General features: G+C 48.0%; 22 protein-coding genes and 1 tRNA gene. 8 read left to right on the top strand and 15 right to left on the bottom strand.

The window, feature by feature from the left end; translation table 11 throughout:
* Positions 1 to 70: 70 nt before the first annotated feature.
* From EII41_RS03850 to EII41_RS03800, 11 genes are all read right to left on the bottom strand, one after another.
* A complete protein-coding gene (locus tag EII41_RS03850; protein ID WP_124789494.1) occupies positions 71 to 2,146 on the bottom strand; it encodes a helix-hairpin-helix domain-containing protein in 2,076 nt (691 codons plus the stop codon).
* Between the two features lie 12 nt (positions 2,147 to 2,158).
* The gene (locus EII41_RS03845; protein ID WP_124789493.1) at positions 2,159 to 2,968 is read right to left on the bottom strand and encodes a hypothetical protein; all 810 of its coding nucleotides are present in this window, start codon (positions 2,966 to 2,968) and stop codon (positions 2,159 to 2,161) included.
* Between the two features lie 353 nt (positions 2,969 to 3,321).
* A complete protein-coding gene (locus EII41_RS03840; RefSeq protein WP_124750854.1) occupies positions 3,322 to 3,819 on the bottom strand; it encodes an Lrp/AsnC family transcriptional regulator in 498 nt (165 codons plus the stop codon).
* A gap of 180 nt (positions 3,820 to 3,999) precedes the next feature.
* Positions 4,000 to 4,467, bottom strand: coding sequence for an ExbD/TolR family protein (locus tag EII41_RS03835; protein ID WP_124750853.1), 468 nt, complete (start codon positions 4,465 to 4,467; stop codon positions 4,000 to 4,002).
* 15 nt (positions 4,468 to 4,482) lie between these two features.
* On the bottom strand, positions 4,483 to 5,076 hold the full coding sequence (locus tag EII41_RS03830) for a biopolymer transporter ExbD (protein ID WP_124750852.1): 594 nt from the start codon (positions 5,074 to 5,076) through the stop codon (positions 4,483 to 4,485).
* A gap of 21 nt (positions 5,077 to 5,097) precedes the next feature.
* Positions 5,098 to 5,571, bottom strand: a complete 474-nt coding sequence (locus EII41_RS03825; RefSeq protein WP_124789492.1) for a hypothetical protein — start codon at positions 5,569 to 5,571, stop codon at positions 5,098 to 5,100.
* Between the two features lie 9 nt (positions 5,572 to 5,580).
* A complete protein-coding gene (locus tag EII41_RS03820; protein ID WP_124750850.1) occupies positions 5,581 to 6,324 on the bottom strand; it encodes a MotA/TolQ/ExbB proton channel family protein in 744 nt (247 codons plus the stop codon).
* A gap of 127 nt (positions 6,325 to 6,451) precedes the next feature.
* A tRNA-Ser gene (locus tag EII41_RS03815) sits at positions 6,452 to 6,539 on the bottom strand.
* A gap of 111 nt (positions 6,540 to 6,650) precedes the next feature.
* Positions 6,651 to 7,472 carry a TatD family hydrolase gene (locus tag EII41_RS03810; RefSeq protein WP_124789506.1) on the bottom strand — a complete coding sequence of 274 codons (822 nt, stop codon included), beginning with the start codon at positions 7,470 to 7,472 and terminating at the stop codon, positions 6,651 to 6,653.
* A gap of 16 nt (positions 7,473 to 7,488) precedes the next feature.
* A complete protein-coding gene (locus EII41_RS03805) occupies positions 7,489 to 8,472 on the bottom strand; it encodes a polyprenyl synthetase family protein (RefSeq protein ID WP_124789505.1) in 984 nt (327 codons plus the stop codon).
* A gap of 95 nt (positions 8,473 to 8,567) precedes the next feature.
* Entirely contained in the window at positions 8,568 to 9,266 is a 699-nt protein-coding gene (locus tag EII41_RS03800) for an energy transducer TonB (protein WP_124750849.1), read from the bottom strand.
* Between the two features lie 239 nt (positions 9,267 to 9,505).
* On the opposite strand from EII41_RS03800, the gene porQ reads away from it, so the two are divergent.
* The 3 genes from porQ to EII41_RS03785 are packed head-to-tail and all read left to right on the top strand — an operon-like array spanning position 9,506 to position 12,117.
* Positions 9,506 to 10,516 carry a type IX secretion system protein PorQ gene (gene porQ, locus EII41_RS03795; protein WP_124750848.1) on the top strand — a complete coding sequence of 337 codons (1,011 nt, stop codon included), beginning with the start codon at positions 9,506 to 9,508 and terminating at the stop codon, positions 10,514 to 10,516.
* Positions 10,517 to 10,557: 41 nt separating this feature from the next.
* Positions 10,558 to 11,247, top strand: coding sequence for a (d)CMP kinase (gene cmk / locus EII41_RS03790; protein ID WP_124789491.1), 690 nt, complete (start codon positions 10,558 to 10,560; stop codon positions 11,245 to 11,247).
* 3 nt (positions 11,248 to 11,250) lie between these two features.
* The gene (locus EII41_RS03785) at positions 11,251 to 12,117 is read left to right on the top strand and encodes a 4-hydroxy-3-methylbut-2-enyl diphosphate reductase (RefSeq protein ID WP_124750846.1); all 867 of its coding nucleotides are present in this window, start codon (positions 11,251 to 11,253) and stop codon (positions 12,115 to 12,117) included.
* Between the two features lie 241 nt (positions 12,118 to 12,358).
* Here EII41_RS03785 and EII41_RS03780 read toward each other — a convergent pair whose 3' ends face one another.
* Positions 12,359 to 12,961, bottom strand: a complete 603-nt coding sequence (locus EII41_RS03780; RefSeq protein WP_124789490.1) for a peroxiredoxin-like family protein — start codon at positions 12,959 to 12,961, stop codon at positions 12,359 to 12,361.
* 795 nt (positions 12,962 to 13,756) lie between these two features.
* Between EII41_RS03780 and nadA the strand changes: the two genes are divergently transcribed.
* Positions 13,757 to 14,689: a quinolinate synthase NadA gene (gene nadA, locus EII41_RS03775; RefSeq protein WP_185711822.1), complete on the top strand. Its 933-nt coding sequence runs from the start codon at positions 13,757 to 13,759 to the stop codon at positions 14,687 to 14,689.
* Positions 14,690 to 14,749: 60 nt separating this feature from the next.
* Here nadA and mazG read toward each other — a convergent pair whose 3' ends face one another.
* From mazG to EII41_RS03760, 3 genes are all read right to left on the bottom strand, one after another.
* Positions 14,750 to 15,541 carry a nucleoside triphosphate pyrophosphohydrolase gene (mazG, locus tag EII41_RS03770; RefSeq protein WP_260425469.1) on the bottom strand — a complete coding sequence of 264 codons (792 nt, stop codon included), beginning with the start codon at positions 15,539 to 15,541 and terminating at the stop codon, positions 14,750 to 14,752.
* Positions 15,538 to 17,619 (bottom strand): protein-disulfide reductase DsbD family protein, encoded by a 2,082-nt coding sequence (locus EII41_RS03765; protein ID WP_124789489.1) that lies wholly within the window; start codon positions 17,617 to 17,619, stop codon positions 15,538 to 15,540. The genes mazG and EII41_RS03765 overlap by 4 nt, the downstream gene beginning before the upstream one ends.
* Before the next feature lie 193 nt (positions 17,620 to 17,812).
* Positions 17,813 to 18,004 (bottom strand): hypothetical protein, encoded by a 192-nt coding sequence (locus EII41_RS03760; protein WP_124789488.1) that lies wholly within the window; start codon positions 18,002 to 18,004, stop codon positions 17,813 to 17,815.
* Positions 18,005 to 18,060: 56 nt separating this feature from the next.
* On the opposite strand from EII41_RS03760, the gene EII41_RS03755 reads away from it, so the two are divergent.
* Genes EII41_RS03755 through prfA form a run of 4 tightly spaced genes read left to right on the top strand, consistent with a single transcriptional unit; the run spans position 18,061 to position 22,134 of the window.
* Positions 18,061 to 19,032, top strand: a complete 972-nt coding sequence (locus EII41_RS03755) for a glucosaminidase domain-containing protein (protein ID WP_124789487.1) — start codon at positions 18,061 to 18,063, stop codon at positions 19,030 to 19,032.
* A gap of 7 nt (positions 19,033 to 19,039) precedes the next feature.
* Positions 19,040 to 19,804 (top strand): glycoside hydrolase family 73 protein, encoded by a 765-nt coding sequence (locus tag EII41_RS03750; RefSeq protein WP_124789486.1) that lies wholly within the window; start codon positions 19,040 to 19,042, stop codon positions 19,802 to 19,804.
* Positions 19,801 to 20,967 carry an AIR synthase related protein gene (locus EII41_RS03745; RefSeq protein WP_124789485.1) on the top strand — a complete coding sequence of 389 codons (1,167 nt, stop codon included), beginning with the start codon at positions 19,801 to 19,803 and terminating at the stop codon, positions 20,965 to 20,967. Before EII41_RS03750 ends, EII41_RS03745 begins: the two co-directional genes overlap by 4 nt.
* Positions 20,968 to 21,021: 54 nt before the next feature.
* Positions 21,022 to 22,134 (top strand): peptide chain release factor 1, encoded by a 1,113-nt coding sequence (gene prfA, locus EII41_RS03740; RefSeq protein ID WP_124789484.1) that lies wholly within the window; start codon positions 21,022 to 21,024, stop codon positions 22,132 to 22,134.
* The last annotated feature ends 9 nt before the right edge of the window (positions 22,135 to 22,143 follow it).

Genomic DNA, 22,143 nt, shown 5'->3' with positions numbered 1-22,143 from the left:
ATTTCTTTCTTTTACGGGTTGTACATTGCGCAAATTTCAGCAATAGGAGCCATATACGCAAGTTTTTTCATCAGAATTTCCAGCGGATCATGGCATAAACGTCGGTACGGTTTCGGCCGTCGATCGTTTCGAGTCCCGAGCCGATATGCTCGCCTTCAAAATAATGAGTCCACCCGATTTTGGCAGCTATAACGAAGCGGTATCCGACCGAATAACGCAAGACGGTCGACAAGCGCATCCCTTTCCCGTAGAACGAAGTGCTATGGAAAGCGTAAAGCAGATTCTTTTCGTACGAATAGATACGGTTCTGATAATCGTCCGTGCGGAAACAAGCGATAAACCAATCTGCTTGAAAGGGGAGTCTTTGAGGCTTCCACCCGACCGCATTCGAAACCATCCATCCGTAACTTGTCGCTTTTGCTTCGGGTATAAAAAGCGAGGCATCAATAGCGGCCTTCCACGACCATTCGGGAGTCGGATAGTATAACATTTGGGCACGCAGGCGATGATGACGGTCCGAAAGGATTTTTGTTTCGGGATGCCCCTTTGCCGTGTGACTTGACTCGCGTCGCCGATAGCGATAACGTACATAGAAGTCCAGATGTTCGAACTTCGCATAATCGGCCTGCAACAAACAGTCGGTACCCGACGAAGGAGCGTCGACCCCGAACTTCATCCACGGGAAACGATAAAAATCCGCGTAGCCGGTTATTTTCCAGAAACCGATGGGAGGCGTAAGCTCCCAGCCGATATACACACCTTCCTCGTTCCGTATACCGCTGCTTTGCGAAAACGCGTGTGCGAAATAAGCTTGATAATCGGCCGCGTAGCGGCGGTAGAGAACGACTCCCCTGATGGAGGAATTCGGTGCCCATTGTAGCGCGTTCAGCGTCGCCCAGGCACCGTTGCGCGACAAGGCCGTTTCACCGTACCATCTCAGTGTGTTCAGGCGAAGCATATAGTCGATACTCGCATTCACATTTCGGTTCCCGTGGAAAAGATAACGGTTGTAAGGCTTCGCCGGAGGCTCGACCGTATGATGTCCGAAGTCGTACGTAACCGTCGTCAGTCCGATATGAGAGCCGGATGCGGCATAGCGTAGGTTCGTGCCGATGGTTCGCATAGTCACCGTGTGCCGTTTGTTGCGTTCGCTTTCCGTGCGATGCAGGCCGTCGGTTTTGAACGAAGTGATGATGGAACTCGTGCTGTCGGTCGACGCATCTGTCTTACGGCGCGAATAAAACACGTGGGCTGTCCAGTTTTTCCACACGAAGGAAGCGGCTACGCCACGAAAAAAGTCGTGCTCGTTCGTGGAGTAATGACGTCTGAAACCGTTGTTGCGGTAGCCGGACGAAGACAATACGGTAGTGCGCACAGGAATGAAATCATGGCTCAGCACCAACCCCTGACCGAAAGACGCTTTATAGTCACCTGCCGCGAACGTGCCCAGCCATTTCTTCATATCGTGCAACAGCAGATGAGCCGAATAGTAGTCATATCCTTTGTGACGGGCGTTCGCAAACGGCTCCCCGGCGTCTTTCTCCGCCACGAATCCGGCCTGAATACGTTCATCAAACGCATAAGAGTAACGCAACGAATGGTAAAACGGCTCGCCGAGGTACACCCGGTTGGGGTAACGCCGCAATACACTGTCGGGCTGCGCGCGGTAGCCTTGCTTCTGCTCCAGCGTACGACGATATTGGGCAATCCATTGATGCGATCCGTATTTCCAGAGATTACGGCCATGGATGGCACGTCGCGGACGGGCTACCTCGCCGACGTACACGAAAGGTTCCATCCATTCGATCGTCGGATAGTCCAACGCGGCGATATTTTTCAGTTCGTAGACGGTCAGCAGCGCACCGTATTTCCGACGATAAAAAAGGATCGCCTCCACCTGTGTATCGGAAAGGAAGGGTAGCCGCCGCAAAGACTCGGCCGTAGCCGTATTCAGATCGATCGGATGTTCGGACAGATAGGAGAGTTCGGAGTACAGCGATTCAAACCGCTCGCTGTCTTCTTCGTCTTCGGCCCATTGCCGGATATACTCTTTCCATCGTTCGTTCGATCGCTCATCCTGACTGTTGGCGTAGAAGCAGGGAATCAGGAAAAAGATCAGCCCAATCATAAGTCCTCGTTGTCTCATAGCCTGTCATATTCAGAACGAGAAAGAAAGTCCGAAACCGGAACCCACGCCCAGTACGGGGTGATACCAGAAGGCCACATCGGCCGTCAGACCGATGAGCGTATAACTCACACCGGCCGACGGAAGGAGCGGATGAGTGCTTATTCCGCTACGGAACCGAAAATCGGCGAACGCCTCATATTCTATGCCCGCGGAAAAAGAAAACGGCGTCTCTTGGCAAGTCTCCGCCCCGACGGTCAGCAGAACCTTCTCCGCCATCCGATAATTCATCCCTAACAAAACGCTTCGCGTCGCGAGATACTTGCCGTTCGTCTCACGATCTCCAAGCGAAACAGACGGGAAATTCATGACCGACAAAGCGATCAGCCAATCATCGGACGGATGGAAGGTCACCCCGACATCGACAGCTATCCGCGCCACATCGCGCTCGAACAACTCCGACTGCAAGAGGATATATTGCAGGCTGATACCGAGCGACCAGAGACGACTCAGCCGCCTCGCGACCGAAAAGCGGAACATACTCTCGCGGTATTCGTCATAGCCGAACGACGTCAGATGCGTCCCGAAAGGCAACAACGTATTCGGATAACACAGTCCGCCGCTGAGCGTACCCAACTCTTTGATACCATAACGGTTGAAATAATCGGCACGTACTTCACGCCTTGGCATCAAAGCCAGCAACGAGGGGTTCAGCAAAGCCGAGCAGGTGACGCCTTGTCCTCCCATGCCGGCGATACGGGTATCGGACGGACGGAGCCGGTCGGTCGCTTCCGCGAAGCAGCAAACAACTCCCCAAACAATGATCAGCATCCCCTTTTTCATGATAAACCCCGTTTGATAACAATATTGTACGGCCTTTCTATGGAAACAATCAAGAGATGTAAATAGTTTAGCTGTTTAGGTGTTTTTTTAGCGGTCGGCGTTAATTTAACGTGAGCTCGATGTAAAAAAAGGGTCAAAAAAGTTGGAACATAATGGGGGATTTAGTGTCTTTATAGCGTTGAAATAGAATGTTATACTAAAACAATCAGATTATGATTCCGGGGTATAAAATTACAGAATTAAGCGAAGCGTATCACAAATACCTTTAAAATAACGTGAGTTCGACCTAATCAAATCTTTATCAAGAGTTTATCGATGGTTCAAGATGGATGAACGCTTAGGTCGAACTCACATTACTTTATCTTCTTCCCTTTACCGCCGTTCTCCCTGTTAAAGTCGATCGGCAGATGCCTACGAAAGCCTTCTTTGAGTGAAATCAACGTTTCCGTACGAGCTAATCCGAGCGGCTGAAGCCTGTCATGAATGATCTTGAGCAAATGTTCGTTGTCATGCGCATAGATCTTAATAAAAAGGTCGTATTTTCCCGTCGTATAATAGCACTCCACAACCTCCGGAATATCTTTCAATGCGTCAACAATCGAAGTAAATTGCCCCGGGTTTTGGAGGAAAAGTCCCATATAAGCACACGTTTTATAACCGATCATCCGATTATCGAGCATGAATTCGGAACCTTTAATAACTCCTGCATGGATCAATTTCTGCACCCGCTGATGGATTGCAGCTCCGGAGACATTGCATACCCGCGCCACCTCAAGAAACGGCTTCCGCGCATCCCCTACGATAAGTTTAAGTATTTTTTCGTCTAATTCGTCTAATTCATATGGTGCCATTGTTTTTTCAATATTAGAGTTTTGCATGATGCTTTAAAATATAGTGTGAATCTTTTTATCGATAGAAGTTTATCTCTCTATGTGTCTATTCTCTCCTTAATAACAATAAATAAAGGGTTGAATTATTCCCTTTACAGGAAATATTCAACCCTTTATCAAATCCTTCTCAAATATTCGTCATCAATCGACTTGCTTACGTGCCGAATAGCTGATCTTAAGGGCGTATGCTTCTCGAAGCGCCTGCTTCAAGTCGGTCACAAGCCCCATCCTCGTGTCATAATCGGCTTTGATCGAAACCGTCATAAAAGGTTGATCTTCTTCCTTCATACTCGATTTTTCCTGACCGATATAACTTCCTACCTCAGAAACTTCCGCAAATGCATCATTCAACTGAAGACGGCTTTCAGAACCCATCTTAGCCTGATACTCCGGCATCGGCTTTCCGACATAGATAAACGTCACCAACGACTTTTTCTCCAGCTTCTGAAGCTCGGTAGCCTGCGGTGCGCGAAATTGAACTTTCAACGTTACTTCACGCATCGTCGTTACCATCATGATAAAAAACAGAAAGGCGAATACCAAGTCAGGCAATGACGCCGTGTTCAATTCGGGCATCTCACGTCCTCCCGATTTATTAAACTTTCCCATTATATTCCTCCTTTTTTATTTTGTTTTTTTCTCACCGTAATTCTTCGGCTCAGCCTCCGATATCTTCTGCGGATAGATGGTCTGAACGGCCTTTTGCTGCTCCGGATTTAATTCCGCAAACGTTTTGCCCCACTTTTGTTTCGAGACTTCGTCACGCAATTCGTTGTAAGCCGCGGCCAATTCGTTCTGCACATTGATATAAGCCTGATATTGCGTACCGCGGTCATTCTGTAGCGAAATAACGTGTTTCTTCGTTACCATCATTTTACCGAAGAACGGCACATCGACTTCTTCTTTTTCCGGCAAGCTCGGATCATCATTCACGTTGGAAATAAACTCCTTCGCTTTCGTCCTAATCTGTTTCACATCGACATATTCGCCTCCGCATAATACTTGATTCGTGGAACTGATCAGCACTACAAGCATATTCCTCTTTTTGATATCCATTTCCTGATCCTGCTCCTGTTTTTCAGGTGGACGAGGTAGCTTTCGAGCCAACCCCATATCGGTATCCATCGAGGTAGTCAAAAGGAAGAACAGCAACAACATGAAAGCGATGTCGGCAGAAGAAGATCCATTGATTCCCGGAACTTTTCTTTTTTTACCCATTTTCTTTCTTGTTTATGCGTTTTACTTGCTGAATACTTTCTTAACAGAGCCTCCTACAATTGCTAAAACGGACAATCCCAATAAAATATAGATGGAAAAAATCCACATGTCCGAAATTTTCAACCAACTGGCTACATTATATTGCGCCGAGTCTGCATTGATGCCGGGCAACGGAGTCGTATCTCCGATTGCATAAGTAATTCCTAACATCGCCAGAAAAGCAATCAGTACACCTAATGAACTGATGGCTGCTTTTGGCTTTGATTTGAGCGTCGAAAGAAATTGCATCAAGCCGAATAACAAGAGAAGCACAACGGCAATACCAAACACTACATAACACCAATAGAGCAAGATCGATGTATTAACCGGTTCAGGCTTCTCTGCGGCAGGATCAATGACTCCGCCGAGGTAGAACATCGCAAAGACGATCACACTGACAATCATGACGCCCAGCAATGTCCAACTAGACATTTTTCTTATTTTAGTTACTGCCATGGTTCAATCTTATTTTTTGTATTTCACATTGTATTTGATAACCATATCCAGCAACGTAATTGAAGCGTCTTCCATTTTGTTCAGAATCCCTTCCAATTTACTGAGCAAATAGTTATAAAACACCTGAAGGATAAGAGCAACGATCAAACCACCCACGGTTGTGATCAATGCGACTTTCATACCACCGGCAACAACCGTCGGGCTGATATCCCCTACGCGCTCGATTCTGTCGAAAGCCATAATCATACCGATCACCGTTCCCAAGAATCCCAAAGAAGGAGCCATCGCGATAAACAGGGTAATCCACGACAAGTTCTTTTCCAGCAAACCGCCCTGTACACCGCCATACGACACGATCGACTTTTCTACCACATCAATTCCCTGATCCATTCTCATCAAACCTTGATAAGCAATCGAGGCAATCGGACCTCTGGTATCACGAGCAATCGCTTTGGCACCTTCCACATCTCCACGGTCAAGAGCCGCTTCGATATCGTTCAACATTCCGTTCGGATTCACGTCAGCCAGATTCAGATAAATGATCCGCTCCAGAACAAATGCCAAACCCAAAATCAAAGCAATCGCTACCAGACTCATGAAGCTGGCATCACCTTCGATAAACTTGGTTTTTAACGCTTGATGCATGCTCCCTTCAACAGGAGCCACAGCTTCTGCGGCTTCTTGAGCGAATGCTACTGTAGAGGTTCCCAAGGCGCAAACGCCTAAGACTGCTTTTGTAAACAACTTTTTCATAGTGATGCTAATTTAAAATTAATAATTCTCTTTCTTGTTATTTTTTAATTGTTTATTAATAAATCTTTCTTCTTTTTGTTTCCCTCAAGCGTTCTACTTTTCTTTAGGCGGAATTCCATTCTGCCTGCGGAGAAAGCGGGATTCGAACCCGCGATACGCTTTTGGCGTATACACGCTTTCCAGGCGTGCCTCTTCAACCACTCGAGCATCTCTCCAGAATCGTATATCTTTCAAAAACGAGTGCAAAGTACGAAAAAAATATGACATGCAAACTTTTTTATCGGCAGGAGCAACGATTTAAATCACGAATGCGAGTCTAAAACGACTCAGAAAAGACTGGACTTGTGTTCTTTGTGCTCGGAAGTAAGATCACTGCTCGAAATGTTAAACAATTCTAACGCATTCTTTTCCGTATGGACAGAAAGCTCTTCCACACTTATTCCGAATACCTCGGCCGTTTTGCAAGCCGTCTCCCATAAATAAGCCACTTCGTTTCGTTTTCCGCGATAAGGGACCGGAGCCAAGTAAGGAGCATCCGTTTCGAGCACGAGCATTTCGAGAGGTACCGTACGAATCATTTCAGGCAAAGAAGACTTCTTAAACGTAATGATCCCGTTGACTCCGATCTTAAATCGTTTCAGACGCTTAATTTCTTCAAGATCTTCGGGGGTACCGGAAAAACAATGAAACACGCCTTTCAGATGCTCGCTCCCTACCTTATATATACTGTCAAAAACCTCCTCGTAGGCTTCGCGGGTATGAATGCTTACGGCGAGTCCCAAATCGATGCTCCACCTCAACTGCTCTTCAAAGACTTGCTTCTGCTCCTTTAGGAACGAACGATCCCAATACAAGTCGATCCCGATCTCCCCGATTCCATAGTAATCATGCCTTGCCAAAGCTTTCTCAACAGCTATTAACTGTGAAGCATAATGAGTATCCACACTCGTCGGGTGCAAGCCCATCATGGGAAAAGCAAAGCCCGGATTTTCTTCGCACACACGAAGCAGAGGCGAGATACTCTTAGCGTCGACATTCGGCAGAAGAGCCGCAGAGACACCGGCTTTCTTTGCTCGGTCTATCATCTCCTTACGGTCTGAGTCGAACTCTTGTCCGTAAATATGAGTATGGGTGTCAATCCAGTTCATCAAGTTTGTTATCCGGTTATTTTTCGCGGTTCATTAATTTGCGGCATACGCGACGCAATTCGGACGAGCGTTCCTGAGGAATTTTCAGAAGTGCCAATTCGTCCATCGCAAGATCATAATAATATTTCATCTTTTCTTGCGTCAACTCTCTTATGTTCAACTCATCATAAATAGCAGTAATCGCCTTTATTTTTTCGTCGGCTGTATAGCATGCCGTTTTATCCGGATGCTGATAATACGCAATCCGTTCCTTTTGTTCGGGCGAAGCGCTCGCCAAGGCATGAATCAGCAGAAAAGTCTTCTTGTTGCACAAAATATCTCCGCCGATATTCTTCCCGAAAGTTTCCGGACTCCCATACACGTCGAGCAAATCGTCCTGTAGCTGGAATGCCAGTCCGATATGAATACCGAAACGATAGAGAATATCCGCTTCATGCTCGGAAGCCCCTCCCATGAGTGCACCTGTTTTGAGACTACAAGCTAACAACACCGCTGTTTTCAGACGAATCATTTCGATATATTCGACTTCCGTCACATGCGGACGTGATTCAAATTCCATATCATATTGCTGCCCTTGACATATTTCCAAAGCCGTTTGTGTAAACAGATCAAGGATCGTTTTAAGCTGCTCCGGCGCAGTTTCTCCGATAAGGCGATAAGCCGTGATGAGCATGGCATCCCCTGAAAGCACCGCCGTATTCCGGTTCCACTTGACATGCACTGTCGGTTGCCCCCGACGCTTCCGGGCTTCATCCATCAAGTCGTCGTGTAACAAGGTAAAGTTGTGAAACACTTCGATACCAAGAGCCGGCTTGATCGCCTGTTCAACATCACGACTGTAAAGATTACATGCCATTAAAGTGAAAGCGGGGCGAATACGTTTGCCACCCAACGAAAGCGTATAAACGATCGGATCAAAAAGGCTTCGCGGCGGCTCATCAAACCGGAGTTCGCGAACGGCACGCTCAATAATCGGCAGTGTGTCTTCAAAAGAAAGCATATATTTCAACATGAAAAAAAAGGCCGCTTTCCAGAGGGCGACCTTTTTATGAAATGAAAAAAGAATTTTACTGTTTGTGTTATGTTTTACTTGTTTTACTGATTCAAACGGAAGTTGATCGGAACTGTAAATTTCACACGTACCGGCTTTCCACGTTGCTTGCCGGGCTTCCATTTAGGCATCGTATTGATTACACGGAGCGCTTCCTTATCGAGCGAAGGATCAATACCGCGAACCACTTCCGCGTCGACAATCGAACCATCTTTGTTTACGACAAAAGAACATGTTACACGCCCCTGAATACCATTTTCCTGTGCGACAACCGGATACTTGATCGATTTAGCGATAAAACTCATCAAGGCGGCTTGTCCTCCGGGGAACTCAGGCATTTCTTCTACCACCATAAAAATCTGCTGAGAAGATTCTTCTTCTTCCTCCACTTTAACAGCGGGCGGAACATAAGTCTGAGTCTGAGCCTCCGCCTGATTATCTTCCGACGACAACAAATCATTATCTGCTACTTCGACATCGTCTTCCACCACATTCAACACTTCGGTTACCTGCTCCACAGGAGGGGGAGGAGGGGGAGGAGGGGGAGTTTCTTCCTGCCTTGTAATATCAATTTCTTCTTCTGCGATGATATCGGCTATGCCCTGGTCATGCTGGAGAGCTTTCTCTTGCGTCCCCCACTCAAAACCGACAAACAGCACAGCTAAACCAACGACTAACCCCATCAGAAGGCTTAATCCTTTGCCTCCTTCAAGATCTGCTTTAGGCGACTTCTTGATTTCCATAGCTATCTTCTTTAAGTGATGATTACTCTTATTCGTTCTCTTTGGAGGCAAAGATAGATAAAAAATTTACAGCTTACATGTAATAGGAAGAAAAAACTTGTTTTTTTACTTTTTTTGTGATCTCAGAAAAAAAAGTCGATAGCCAAATACCTTTTCCGGCTTTTATCCGTTATGGTATCGTGATATGAAAATATCGCGATGTGGTAAAATTATATACATTTGTACACGCTATTGACAGAATGAGAAAAAAGAATATACGATTAATCGGCCTCTTGCTCCTCCTGCCCGGTCTTGTTTGGGCACAGGAGGGCGGTGAGATATTTACGTTTTTACGCTTCCCGACTTCCGCACGAGCCAATGCCTTGGGAGGACATACCGTATCCCTGATCGAAGCCGACCCGTCGCTTGTATTTCACAGCCCTGCCTTGTTGGGGGGAGAGATGGACGGTATGGTAAATCTGAACTATATGAATTATATCGCTGACATCCATGTCGGCAGTGCGATTTATACAAAAGCGCACCGTGAACGGGGCGCTTGGGCAATCGGAGGGTCATTCATCAGCTATGGCAACTTCAAAGAGGTCGATGCGTCGCGGATGATCAAAGGAGAGTTCTCGGCCAGAGACTTGACTCTACAAGCTTTTTATTCATACGATCTTTCGGACAAATGGAGAGGAGGTTTTTCCATGAAGATGTTGTATTCTCATCTGGCTGAATATTCGTCGCTCGGGCTTGGAGTAGACGCCGGCCTGAGTTACTACGATGAGGAGAAAAGCGTTTCGTTCGGAGTCGTTTTAAAGAATATCGGGGCGCAGCTAAAGGCATACCATTCCGAGCGCGGACGATTGCCGTGGGACATACAGATGGGAGTCTCCAAAAGAATGGCACATGCGCCGATTCGCGTTTCGGTAACAGCTACACATTTGAAACAATGGAAGTTCAAATATATAGACGAGACTCTGAAGGAGAAAGAGATTGAGGAAAGTTTTGTGCAGACGCTGGCTAAACATCTGATATTGGGGGTCGATTTCCTGCCTTCCGACAATTTTTGGATCGGACTGGGATATAATCCGAAGGCCAACATGGAGATGAAACTGAAAGAAGGAGGAAACAGATTGGGCGGTTTCTCGATCGGTGCCGGTTTGCATTTATCTCGATTCGATATCGGTGCGTCGGTGGCACGCTATCATCCGTCGGCACTCTCGCTCATGCTGAGCTTGTCGATGTCGCTTTCAGAAACGAATCTTTAATACATATTATTCATTAACGCGGATTCATTTAAATAAGACAGATGAGGAAGATCATTGTAGCTGTCGACGGATTTTCATCGTGCGGTAAGAGTACGATGGCGAGAGATCTCGCGAGGGCCGTCGGATATGCCTACATCGACACAGGAGCGATGTACAGAGCAGTAACCCTATACGCGATACGTCAAGGTTTTTTCCATGGCGACACGCTGGACGAAGCAGCCTTGCAACAGGCGATGGATAACGTAGAGATTTCCTTTCGGCCGAACCCCGAAACTGGAGTGTCGGAAACGTTTCTGAACGGTGAGCCGGTGGAGGCTGAGATTCGTGGCATGGAAGTATCGAACCGTGTCAGTCGGATCGCGGCTTTAGGATGCGTCCGCCGCTCGTTAGTATCAAAGCAGCAGGAGATGGGAGAAGCTAAAGGCATCGTAATGGACGGTCGAGATATCGGGACCGTCGTTTTCCCACAAGCCGAACTCAAGATTTTCGTAACCGCATCGGCCGAAATACGCGCACAGAGGCGTGTAAAAGAGATGAGAGAGAAAGGACAATCCGTTTCGTTCGATGAAGTACTGAAGAATGTACAGGAGCGCGACAGACTGGATATGACCCGTGCAGAAAGTCCTCTTCGTAAGGCAGACGATGCTATCGAATTAGATAACACTTACATGACCATCGCCGAACAGCAGGCATGGTTGATGGAAGAATTTCTTAAAGCAACAGAAAAATAGAAAATGGTAGAAGTAACCATAGACAGCGGATCGGGCTTTTGTTTTGGAGTCGTAAAAGCCATTCAAAGTGCCGAACGCGAGTTGAAGCAGACCAATGAACTTTACAGCTTGGGCGATCTGGTGCACAACAACCTTGAGATGGATCGATTGAAAGCATTGGGACTTCACACGATCGAACATGCGGATCTGGCACACCTACGGAATCGTACCGTACTGCTCCGTGCCCATGGTGAACCTCCTTCGACCTACGAACTGGCTCAAAAGAATCAAATTAAAATCATCGATGCCACCTGCCCGGTCGTACTCCAACTGCAAAAGCGCATCCACCGCTGCTATCAGGAAACAAAGGAAAACGGAACGCAATTGGTTATTTACGGCAAAAAAGGGCATGCCGAGGTGAATGGCCTTGTCGGACAGACAGAAGGAACAGCCATCGTGATTGAAAAGCTCGAAGACATTGAAAAGCTCGATTTTCAACGCGATATCGTACTCTTTTCACAGACGACCAAGCCTCTCGATGGCTTTGGGGAAGTGGTGGAAGCCATTCGCGCGAGGATTTCGCCCGACGTAACCTTCCAGTATTTCGACACGATTTGCCGACAAGTGGCCAATCGCTTACCGAACATTCGCGACTTTGCCCTGCAACATGACTGGATCTATTTCGTTGCCGGAAAGAAAAGCTCGAACGGACAAATGTTGTTCGATCAGTGTCTCCAAGCGAATCCTCGTTCTGTATTTATCACCTCTGCCACCGACATTACCGAGCCGCTTCCGGAGGATATCCGCAGCGTAGGTGTTTGTGGCGCAACGTCAACCCCTAAATGGCTGATGGAAGAAGTAGCGGAGCGCGTGAAAACGCTTAATCCATAGATTCCGGGATTTACCTCTTTTAGGGGATACGTTTTTTTTGTCTGACCAAGTGTTTTTTCGTTCTGACGGGGCATTTTTCCGTTCTGACAAGGTGTTTTTTCGACCGGACAAGACGTTTTATCGTTTGGACAAAGTTTAAAATTGATAAAAGGTAACGCTTTGAATAGCCAATCCTCTTAAAAAGGAATTGGTATCCGAAGCGTTTTACCTGAACACTCGTCTATGCGAGACCGTTCGCGTGTTACTTGAGTTTTTTCAGTTCCTCGACAACCGTCTTGGCATCCGCCCGTTGTTTATAATCCGGATTGACATAGGCATAACGGATAGTCCCTTCTGTATCGACCACATACGTTGCAGGAATCGGCAATTCAGATGAATCGGTACCGTTATGCGCCGAAAGATGGAGCATGCTTTCATAACGCTCGGCTGTCTGCGGATCGAGCTTAAACACCAATCCATAGGAACGAGCCACCTCGTTATGAAGGTCGGTAAGCACTTCGAACTCGAGCGCATTCTTCTCTTGCGTTGTCAAACTATGATCGGGCAGTTCGGGCGTGAGGGCCACCAACGTGGCTCCCTGCTCTTTGATCTGAGCAAGTTCCTCCTGCAATTGTTTCAATGCCAAGTTGCAGTACGGACACCATCCGCCTCTGTACCATGTAAGCACGACCGGCCCCTTTTTCAGGAGTACGGACAAATTGACCTCTTCCCCTTTTGCATTCTTCAGGGTGAAGTCTTTTACTTTATCGCCTTGCTTCAAGGCTTTCGAGGCATCTTGTGCCTGTAATGTACCTACTGCGAATATCGCCAGAAGTACGATTACGGATTTCAAAACATTCTTCATAAAAATACCATTATCTAATTAATAACCTGATTCCATTTTTTTGTCTCTTTCTTCATCGGTTCGACTCCTTTGGGTTAGTAATACAACCTTTTTGGCCTCTCTCCCGGCTTCCTGCCCGATTAAAGAAGAACAAAAATATTTATAAAGATCGGCATAACGGTCTATCTTTCGACTATTTAACCTTTTAAAACGGCTTATTACACACAACAAGCCGGATGAGTTACGGGTAGATAGCAAAAAAAAGGTCGAACTTCACAGTCTGACCTTTTTCCAAATCAACTAAAACAAACAACTATTTATCTATGGTAAATCGGTAGATATACCGACCTTCATAGCCTTTTTTTTCGAGTTCGGAGTTCCCTCGTTCGGGCTCCAGAGCATTCGGACTATCGGTTAGATGTTGTGTTTTGAAACAAAACTTTCTCCGATATGGGCAGGTTACTTCATCCTTGCCTGTGTCGTTCTGCCTATTTCATTCTTTACTCTCGCGACCTTCTGTACGGCAATATGTCCAGAAGAAGCCCCGTTTGTATTCCTAAAACAAGGGAGATATCAAGATTGTTCACAAAAAGTTCTTTTTTTGTTTCATTCGTGTGCTTTTTTCAATTTTTCGTATGGAGAACGCCGATGAAAAGCGGGAAGAGAAAAATCTACTTCCTGCAAAAAAAAGTAGAATAAACACGGGTAAACGGGAAGAATCCGTTCGGTTTTCGCGGCATCGGTTCGGGTGAATACACAAAATAACCTTATCCGGAAAAATATATTATTTTTGTAGCCTGAAGTAAAGGATGATTTATGATGGAAAAGATTGATTATGCAGCAGAAATAAACCGTCTGAGGAAAGAGAAAAATGCGTTTATTCTGGCACATTATTATCAGACAGGAGAGATTCAGGATATCGCCGACAAGGTAGGCGACAGTCTGGCATTAGCTCAATGGGCGGCTAAGACAACAGCTGATATCATTGTGCTCTGCGGCGTACATTTTATGGGTGAGACAGCCAAAATCCTCTGTCCGGAGAAGAAGGTGCTTATTCCTGATATGAAAGCGGGCTGTTCTCTGGCAGACAGTTGTCCGGCCGATGAGTTCGAAAAGTTCGTCAAAGCCCATCCGGATCATCAGGTGATTTCGTATGTGAACACTTCGGCTGCCGTCAAAGCGCTGACCGATGTAGTTGTGACGTCGACGAACGCACACAAGATTGTTGCGTCGTTCCCTCAAGAGGCCTTACTGATTTTCGGGCCCGACCGGAATCTGGGTAACTACATCAATAGTGTGACCGGGCGCAATATGCTTTTATGGGACGGTGCATGCCATGTACATGAACAGTTTTCGCTGGAGAAAATCCTTGCTCTCAAGAAAACACATCCGGAAGCAGAAGTTATCGCACATCCCGAATGTAAACAGCCCATCTTGCAGATTGCCGATTTTATCGGCTCGACGGCTGCCTTACTGAACCATACCGTGCAATCGCCGAAGACAGAGTTTATCGTATCGACCGAAAGCGGCATTATCCATGAGATGCGCAAGCGTAATCCGCACAAGACATTTATCCCCGCTCCTCCGAACGACAGCACGTGTGCCTGCAACGAATGCAGCTTTATGCGTTTGAATACAATGGAGAAGCTCTATCGCTGCCTGCGAGACGAAACACCTGAGATACTCGTAGACGAGGAGATTCGTCTTCGTGCCGTCAAACCGATCCAACGCATGCTGGAGTTGTCATAAGACACAAAAATGCCCTGCCATCATAAATGACAGGGCATTTTTTTATACGAAGAGACCCTATCAGAGTCCGAGTTGTTTAGCCTCGTCCCAGATAGCATCCATCTCGGCCAACGTCATCTCCTTGAGCGACCGTCCCTGCCGGATCGTATGTTCTTCGAGATAATTGAAACGGCGGATAAACTTTTGATTCGTCCGCTCGAGCGCATTGTCGGGATTGATTTTATAGAGTCTCGCGGCATTAATCATTCCGAACAGAAAATCACCGAACTCGGCTTCCATCTTGTCGGCTTCCATACGATCCACTTCGGAACGGAATTCGTTGAGTTCCTCCTGAATCTTATCCCAAACCTGCTCGCGTTTCTCCCAGTCGAAACCCACATTGCGTGCCTTGTCTTGCATCCGATAAGCCTTAATCAACGAAGGCAGCGACGAAGGCACTCCGTCGAGCACCGTCTTGTTTCCGTCTTTCTCTTTCAGCTTCAACTGCTCCCACGACTGTTCCACGACACGGCTGTTCTCAGCCACCGCGTCGCCGAAAACATGCGGATGACGGAAAATCAATTTATCACATAACGCGTCGCAGACATCTTTAATATCAAACTCTTTCTTCTCTTCGCCTATTTTAGCGTAGAAGACAATGTGCAGAAGCAGATCGCCGAGTTCTTTCTTGATATCGGCCGGCAGATTTTTCTGAATCGCTTCACTCAGCTCGTACGTTTCTTCGATCGTATTGGCGCGGAGGCTTTCGTTCGTCTGCTTTCGATCCCATGGACACTTTTCACGCAGTTCGTCCATGACATCGAGCAAACGTCCGAAGGCCTCCAAGCGCTCTTCTCTTGTACTCGTCCTCACTTACCTTTCTGCTGATAGTTACGCAGTCCGTTTTCGAGGAAGCCTACATATTTGGCTACATCCTCGTCAAAAGCATACGACGGGGAGAGCGGCTTTCCTTCGTTATCGAGGATGACATAGAACGGCTGTGCATTCGCCCCGAATTTGTGACGCTGCAAATAACTCCACTTATCGCCTATCGTTTTCAGTTTACGTTCTTTACCACTTTCTTCAATCATGATCGGAGCCGGTAGTTTCGTCTTGTCGTCGACGATCAACGTAATCAGCACGAATTTCTCATCAATCAGTTTCTTGACGGCCGGATCTGTCCATACCGAGGCTTCCATTTTCCGACAATTTACACATCCGTAACCGGAAAAATCGATCAGCACCGGTTTATTGGCCAATGCGGCATAAGCCATTCCCGCTTCATAATCATCATAAACGGCATGTACCTCATCTTCGTAAAGATTGAAGTCCTGGGTATAGAGTGGCGGTGCGAAGGCGCTGATGGCTTTCAACGGTGCCCCCCATAATCCGGGAACCATGTAAACGGCAAACGCGAGCGAGATGATCGCCATAAAGAGGCGCGGCACGGAAACATAAGGCAGGTCGCTGTCGTGTTTGAGTTTGAGCTTTCCGAGCAGATAGATACCCAGCAAGACAAAGATCACAATCCACAGCACGAGGAATACTTCGCGATCTAAGATTCGCCAACCGTATGCGAGGTCTGCTACGGAGAGGAACTTGAGCGCGAGGGCAAGTTCGAGGAAACCCAGCACGACTTTTACTGAGTTCAGCCATCCGCCGGATTTCGGCATGTTCTGAAGCAGGTTCGGGAACACGGCGAATAAGGCAAAAGGAATGGCGAGTGCCAGTGCAAAGCCAAACATTCCGATGGCCGGAGCGATACTCGTACCCTGCGAAGCGGCTTCGACAAGCAGCGTTCCAATAATCGGGCCTGTGCACGAGAACGAAACGAGCGCCAAAGTGAAAGCCATGAAGAAGATGCTCAGAATACCGGAAGTCGAATCGGCCTTGCTGTCCATCTTGTTCGTCCATGAGGCCGGCAACACCAGCTCGAACGCACCGAAGAACGACACGGCAAACAGTACAAGTAACAGGAAGAATATAATATTGAAGACGGCATTCGTCGAAAGATCATTCAATGCGCTGGCTCCGAATATTCCGGTAATAAGAAGTCCCATCGTGAGGTAGATTACGATGATGGAGACACCGTAAATCAGCGCATCACGGATCGCTTTCTGGCGACTTTTGTTACGTTTGAGGAAGAAACTTACCGTCATCGGAATCATCGGCCAAACGCAAGGCGTCAGCAAAGCGATCAACCCGCCGATAAATCCGGCCAGAAAGATATAGAGCCACGAAGTATCGGTAGCCGAAATCGTCGCGTCGCCAAACGATTTGAGGTCGCCGATTACCGGTGTCCACAATTCCTGTCTAAGCGTAAGCACACCGTCGGGGGCAGCTGTTTTCGCAGCATTGTGCATCGCCGGAGCAAGTTCCAACGCCTGCATGGTATCCTCACCGTCTGCTTGCGTCGTTCCATCCGTAAGTTCTTCGGAGGTCGTCGTATCGGACGGACTGGCTTCGGCCACCTGTGTCGTTTTTTTCACGTGCCTGTGATCGAACGCAAACGATTCCGTTTCGGGAGGCAGGCAGGATTCGTCGTTGCAAGCCATGTATTCCACTTCGCCGACCATCTTAAATGCTTTCGGGTCGGTCACTTTAATTTTCTGCGTAAACGTCACCGTTCCCGAATACCATCTCAGTTCGAGGCCGGGATATGCCTGCTCGTCGCGCACAACGCTGGGAGCTACCGATGAGGTAGGTTTCCCAACCAACTCGGCACCTTTGAGCGTCTCATACGTGATCGAGGTTGAAATCGGTCCACCTTTGGGTAAGTTCATATCGTAGACATGCCAGCCCTGATCGGCCGTTGCCGTGAACGTCACAGTCTTCTCTGCAGATTCAGAGTCTTCCAGTTGGATTTTCCATTTAACAGGGGTCAGGATCTGTGCCTGTACGGCCACAGTCATTACCAAAAGTCCTAACAAATAAACGAATTTCTTTTTCATGTGCTCTATTCTATACCATAATAATTTTTTAGGGTTGCAAAACTACGTTGTTTTCAAGAATTATGCAACCCTCTTACGCTGCTTTCAGGGATTTTAGCATGAAAACAGTTCTTTTTTGCATGATGTTAAAAAAACAGAATATTGCCATCCAAATTTTGTATGGAGATGTTATAAGGGGGATATGTTGTCATTGTCACATCGTTTGAAGACCGGTCAGGTCAGTATTCCATGCCGCAATAACTTTGCGGCTACGGATGGCGAAGAAGGCTGTTCCATCAGGCTGAGAAAGGTGATCTGCTCCGATAAACGAAGCCGTATATGCTCCGAACGAGACGATTTTTTTCACGTCGGACAACGAGAACGAGGGAGCAGCCCAACAAAACATATTCCGATTTATTTCTTTACCTTTGCATCCTTAATTCCGAAGAAAGTATATTGACTATGAACAAATATACCCGACAAACGCTCGTATTGTTGATTGGGCTTACGGTTATTTGGCAAGCCTCGGGCCAGCGTAAGATCGCATCGTACGAACAGTACATCGATCAGTACAATCATCTAGCGGCAGAGCAAGAGAAGAAATACAATATTCCGGCCAGCATCAAGCTGGCTCAGGCGATTCTTGAGTCGGGTGCCGGTCGGGCAAGGCTGGCCAGAGAGGCGAATAATCACTTCGGCATCAAATGTCATCGAGACTGGAAAGGTAAAAAAGCATATCACGACGACGATCTGAGAAACGAATGCTTCCGCAGGTACGGTTCCGTCAAAGATTCCTATGAAGATCATTCCCGTTTCCTGTCCGAACGTCCGCGTTACGCCAAACTGTTTACATTGAACAAAAAAGACTACCGGGGATGGGCTAAGGGACTTCAACAGTGCGGATATGCCACCGATCGGGCATACGCCAACAAACTCATCAAACTGATCGAAGATTACGAGCTGTATCTTTACGACATGGGCGGGAAAAGCGGAAATAAAGTCTCATCGGCGAAGAAGAAAGCATCGAAAAAGAAACTCAAAAAGGGATCGCCACAAAGGAAAACGCCTCCTGCTAACGATGGCAAGCGATTGCTTCCACGAAATGTTTACAAAACATACGGATTGATTTACACCGTCGCACGGTATGACGATTCGTTCGCACAAATCGCCGACGATCTGGGATTCAAGACGAAAGAGCTGGCACGATATAACGAAGTCCCCGAAGATTTTCCGCTTCGTCAAGGCGACATTATCTATCTGGAAAAGAAAAAGAAGAAGGCCGACATGCCAAATCTTTTCCATCAAGTACAGATTGGCGAATCGATGCACAGCATCTCGCAATATTACGGCATACGCGTGAAGAGTCTTTACAAGCTCAACCGCAAAGAACCGGATTATGTTCCGGTAGAAGGAGAAACGCTTAAACTCAGATAACAAACAAATGCAGCATCGTCTTCGCACATATTGTCATACGGTAGTGGTAGGGTTTCTTGCCACACTGACAGGATGTTGCCGAGCCGGTGCACAACCATCACGGACATCGGACAAGCTTAGCCCGTCGGTCTGCGAAGAGTATATCCGGACTTATCATAAAACGGCTATCCGGCAGCAGCAAAGGCACAAGATCCCGGCGAGCATCATTTTGGCGCAGGGATTATTGGAGTCGGGCGCGGGGCAGAGCTATCTGGCACTGGCTGGTAACAACCATTTCGGAATTAAGTGCAAAGATTGGAAAGGACCTTGCATCCACAAGGACGACGACTTGAAGCAGGAGCCGTTTCGAAAGTACGTGAGAGCTGAGGAATCGTTCGAAGATCATTCCCGTTTCCTCACTGAGCGAGACCATTACAAACCGCTTTTCAAGTTAAAGTCGACGGACTATAAAGCATGGGCGCACGGTCTGAAAAAGTGCGGATACGCGACCGATCCGCAATACGCGGGTAAGTTGATCGGGCTGATCGAGAAATACAAGTTGCATTCTTTCGATACGGTTAAAGAAACGAAACCGCAAGCGACGCCGAAACAATCGAAAGCGCGTCACGCGAACAAACCGGCAGCCTCGAAAGCTCCCGACACGAAGAAAAAAGGAACGCCCGCGAAGGCATCGGCTGCGACAAAGAAGCCGGCAACTGCGACAGCTACGAAGAAAACGGTTCAAAGCGCGACAAAACAAACATCGACCTCTAAAAAACAACATAAACTATGAGCGACCAACGATATATGCAACGCGGCGTAAGCGCATCGAAAGAAGATGTACACAACGCCATTAAAAACATCGACAAAGGGCTTTACCCGAAAGCCTTTTGCAAGATTATCCCCGACGTATTGGGGGGAGATCCGGAGTATTGCAACATTATGCACGCCGACGGCGCCGGAACCAAGTCGTCGCTGGCTTATCTCTATTGGAAGGAGACGGGCGATTTGTCCGTGTGGAAAGGTATCGCGCAGGATGCGCTGATCATGAATATCGACGACCTGCTCTGCGTAGGCGCGATCGACAATATTCTTGTATCAAGCACGATCGGCAGAAATAAAATGCTCATCCCGGCCGAAGTGGTCTCAGCCATCATCAACGGCACGGACGAGCTGTTGGCCGAGCTGCGCGACATGGGTGTAGGCGTCTACGCCACCGGCGGCGAAACGGCCGATGTCGGCGATTTGGTGCGTACCATCATCGTCGACAGCACGGTTACCTGCCGCATGCGTCGCAGCGATGTGATCGATAATGCCCGCATACGTCCCGGCGACGTGATCGTCGGGCTGGCATCGTTCGGAAAAGCCACGTACGAGAAGGAGTACAACGGAGGGATGGGGAGCAACGGTCTGACGAGCGCGCGGCACGATGTCTTTGCCCGCTATCTGGCCGAAAAATACCCCGAAAGTTACGACGCGGCGGTACCTCGCGAACTGGTCTACTCGGGCGGCATGAGGCTGACCGATGTCATAGACGGCGTACCCCTCGATGCCGGTAAGTTGGTGCTCTCTCCCACCCGCACGTACGCGCCGGTGGTGAAAAAGCTGCTCGATACGATGCGTGGCGAGATACACGGTATGGTACATTGTTCGGGCGGCGCGCAGACAAAGATCCTGCACTTCGTGGATCAGGTACGCGTCGTGAAAGATAACCTCTTTCCCGTACCCCCGCTGTTCCGTCTCATCCGTGAGCAGAGCGGAACAGACTGGGCAGAGATGTATAAAGTGTTCAACATGGGCCATCGACTGGAGATTTACCTCGCTCCCGAAAGAGCGGACGAGGTGATTGCCGTATCCAAATCGTTCGGCATTGACGCGCAGGTGGTAGGACACGTCGAGCCGGGAGAAAAGAAAGAGTTAATCATTCGAAGCGAGTTCGGAGAGTTCATATATTAAAGTGAGAGCTTCCGTCACGTTTTGTTTTTCATCATCATTACACGTTTTATTCAGATGACAGATCATCATTCCCTGCTTCAAAAACTCGAAGGCCTTACCGGACGCTTCGACGAGGTCTCTACGCTGATTACCGACCCGGAAGTTATCGCCGATCAGAAGCGTTTCGTTCGTTTGACGAAAGAGTACAAAAATCTCGAAGACCTTATCGCGGCTAAGAAGGAGTACGAAAACCTGTTGGGCAACCTTGACGAAGGCAAACGCATCCTGATGAGCGAGAACGATCCCGACCTGAAAGAAATGGCTCGTGAAGAAGTGGCCGCGTGTGAAGAAAAAATTCCTCGATGCGAGGAGAAAATCAAGCTGATGCTCGTTCCCGCCGATCCGGAAGACGCGAAAAACGCGATTGTGGAGATTCGCGGCGGCACGGGAGGCGACGAAGCGGCCCTGTTTGCCGGCGATTTGTTTCGGATGTACTCGAAATACTGCGAGACGAAAGGCTGGACAATTGCCGTATCGAGCTGCAACGAAGGGACGTCGGGCGGCTTTAAGGAAATCATCTTCACCGTCACCGGCGAGGGGGTATACGGTATTCTCAAGTACGAGTCGGGCGTGCATCGCGTACAGCGCGTACCTCAGACCGAGACACAGGGACGAGTGCATACATCGGCCGCTACGGTAGCCGTGCTTCCCGAAGCCGATGAGTTCGATGTCGAGATCAACGAGGGAGAAATCCGCTGGGATACGTTCCGCAGCAGTGGCGCGGGCGGCCAGAACGTCAACAAGGTAGAATCCGGCGTACGTCTGAACTACAACTGGAAGAACCCGCTGACGGGTATCGTCGAAGAAATCCATATCGAATGTACCGAGACGCGCGACCAGCCGAAAAATAAGGAGCGCGCCCTCGCCCGTCTGCGTTCTTTCATTTACGATAAGGAACATCAGAAGTACATCGACGATATTGCCTCGCGTCGCAAGACGATGGTCTCGACGGGCGACCGGTCTGCCAAAATCCGCACCTACAATTTCCCGCAAGGGCGCATCACCGACCATCGTATCAATTATACGATTTACAACCTCGCCGCTTTTATGAACGGCGATATACAGGACTGTATCGACCGCCTCATCGTTGCCGAAAATGCCGAGCGAATCAAAGACAGCGAGCTGTAAAAGAGAAGA

This window comes from Tannerella forsythia (assembly GCF_003860135.1).
Classification (GTDB): domain Bacteria; phylum Bacteroidota; class Bacteroidia; order Bacteroidales; family Tannerellaceae; genus Tannerella; species Tannerella forsythia_A.
Note: the sequence above shows the minus strand (reverse complement) of the source record. Positions and strands in the feature narration are given on the sequence as shown.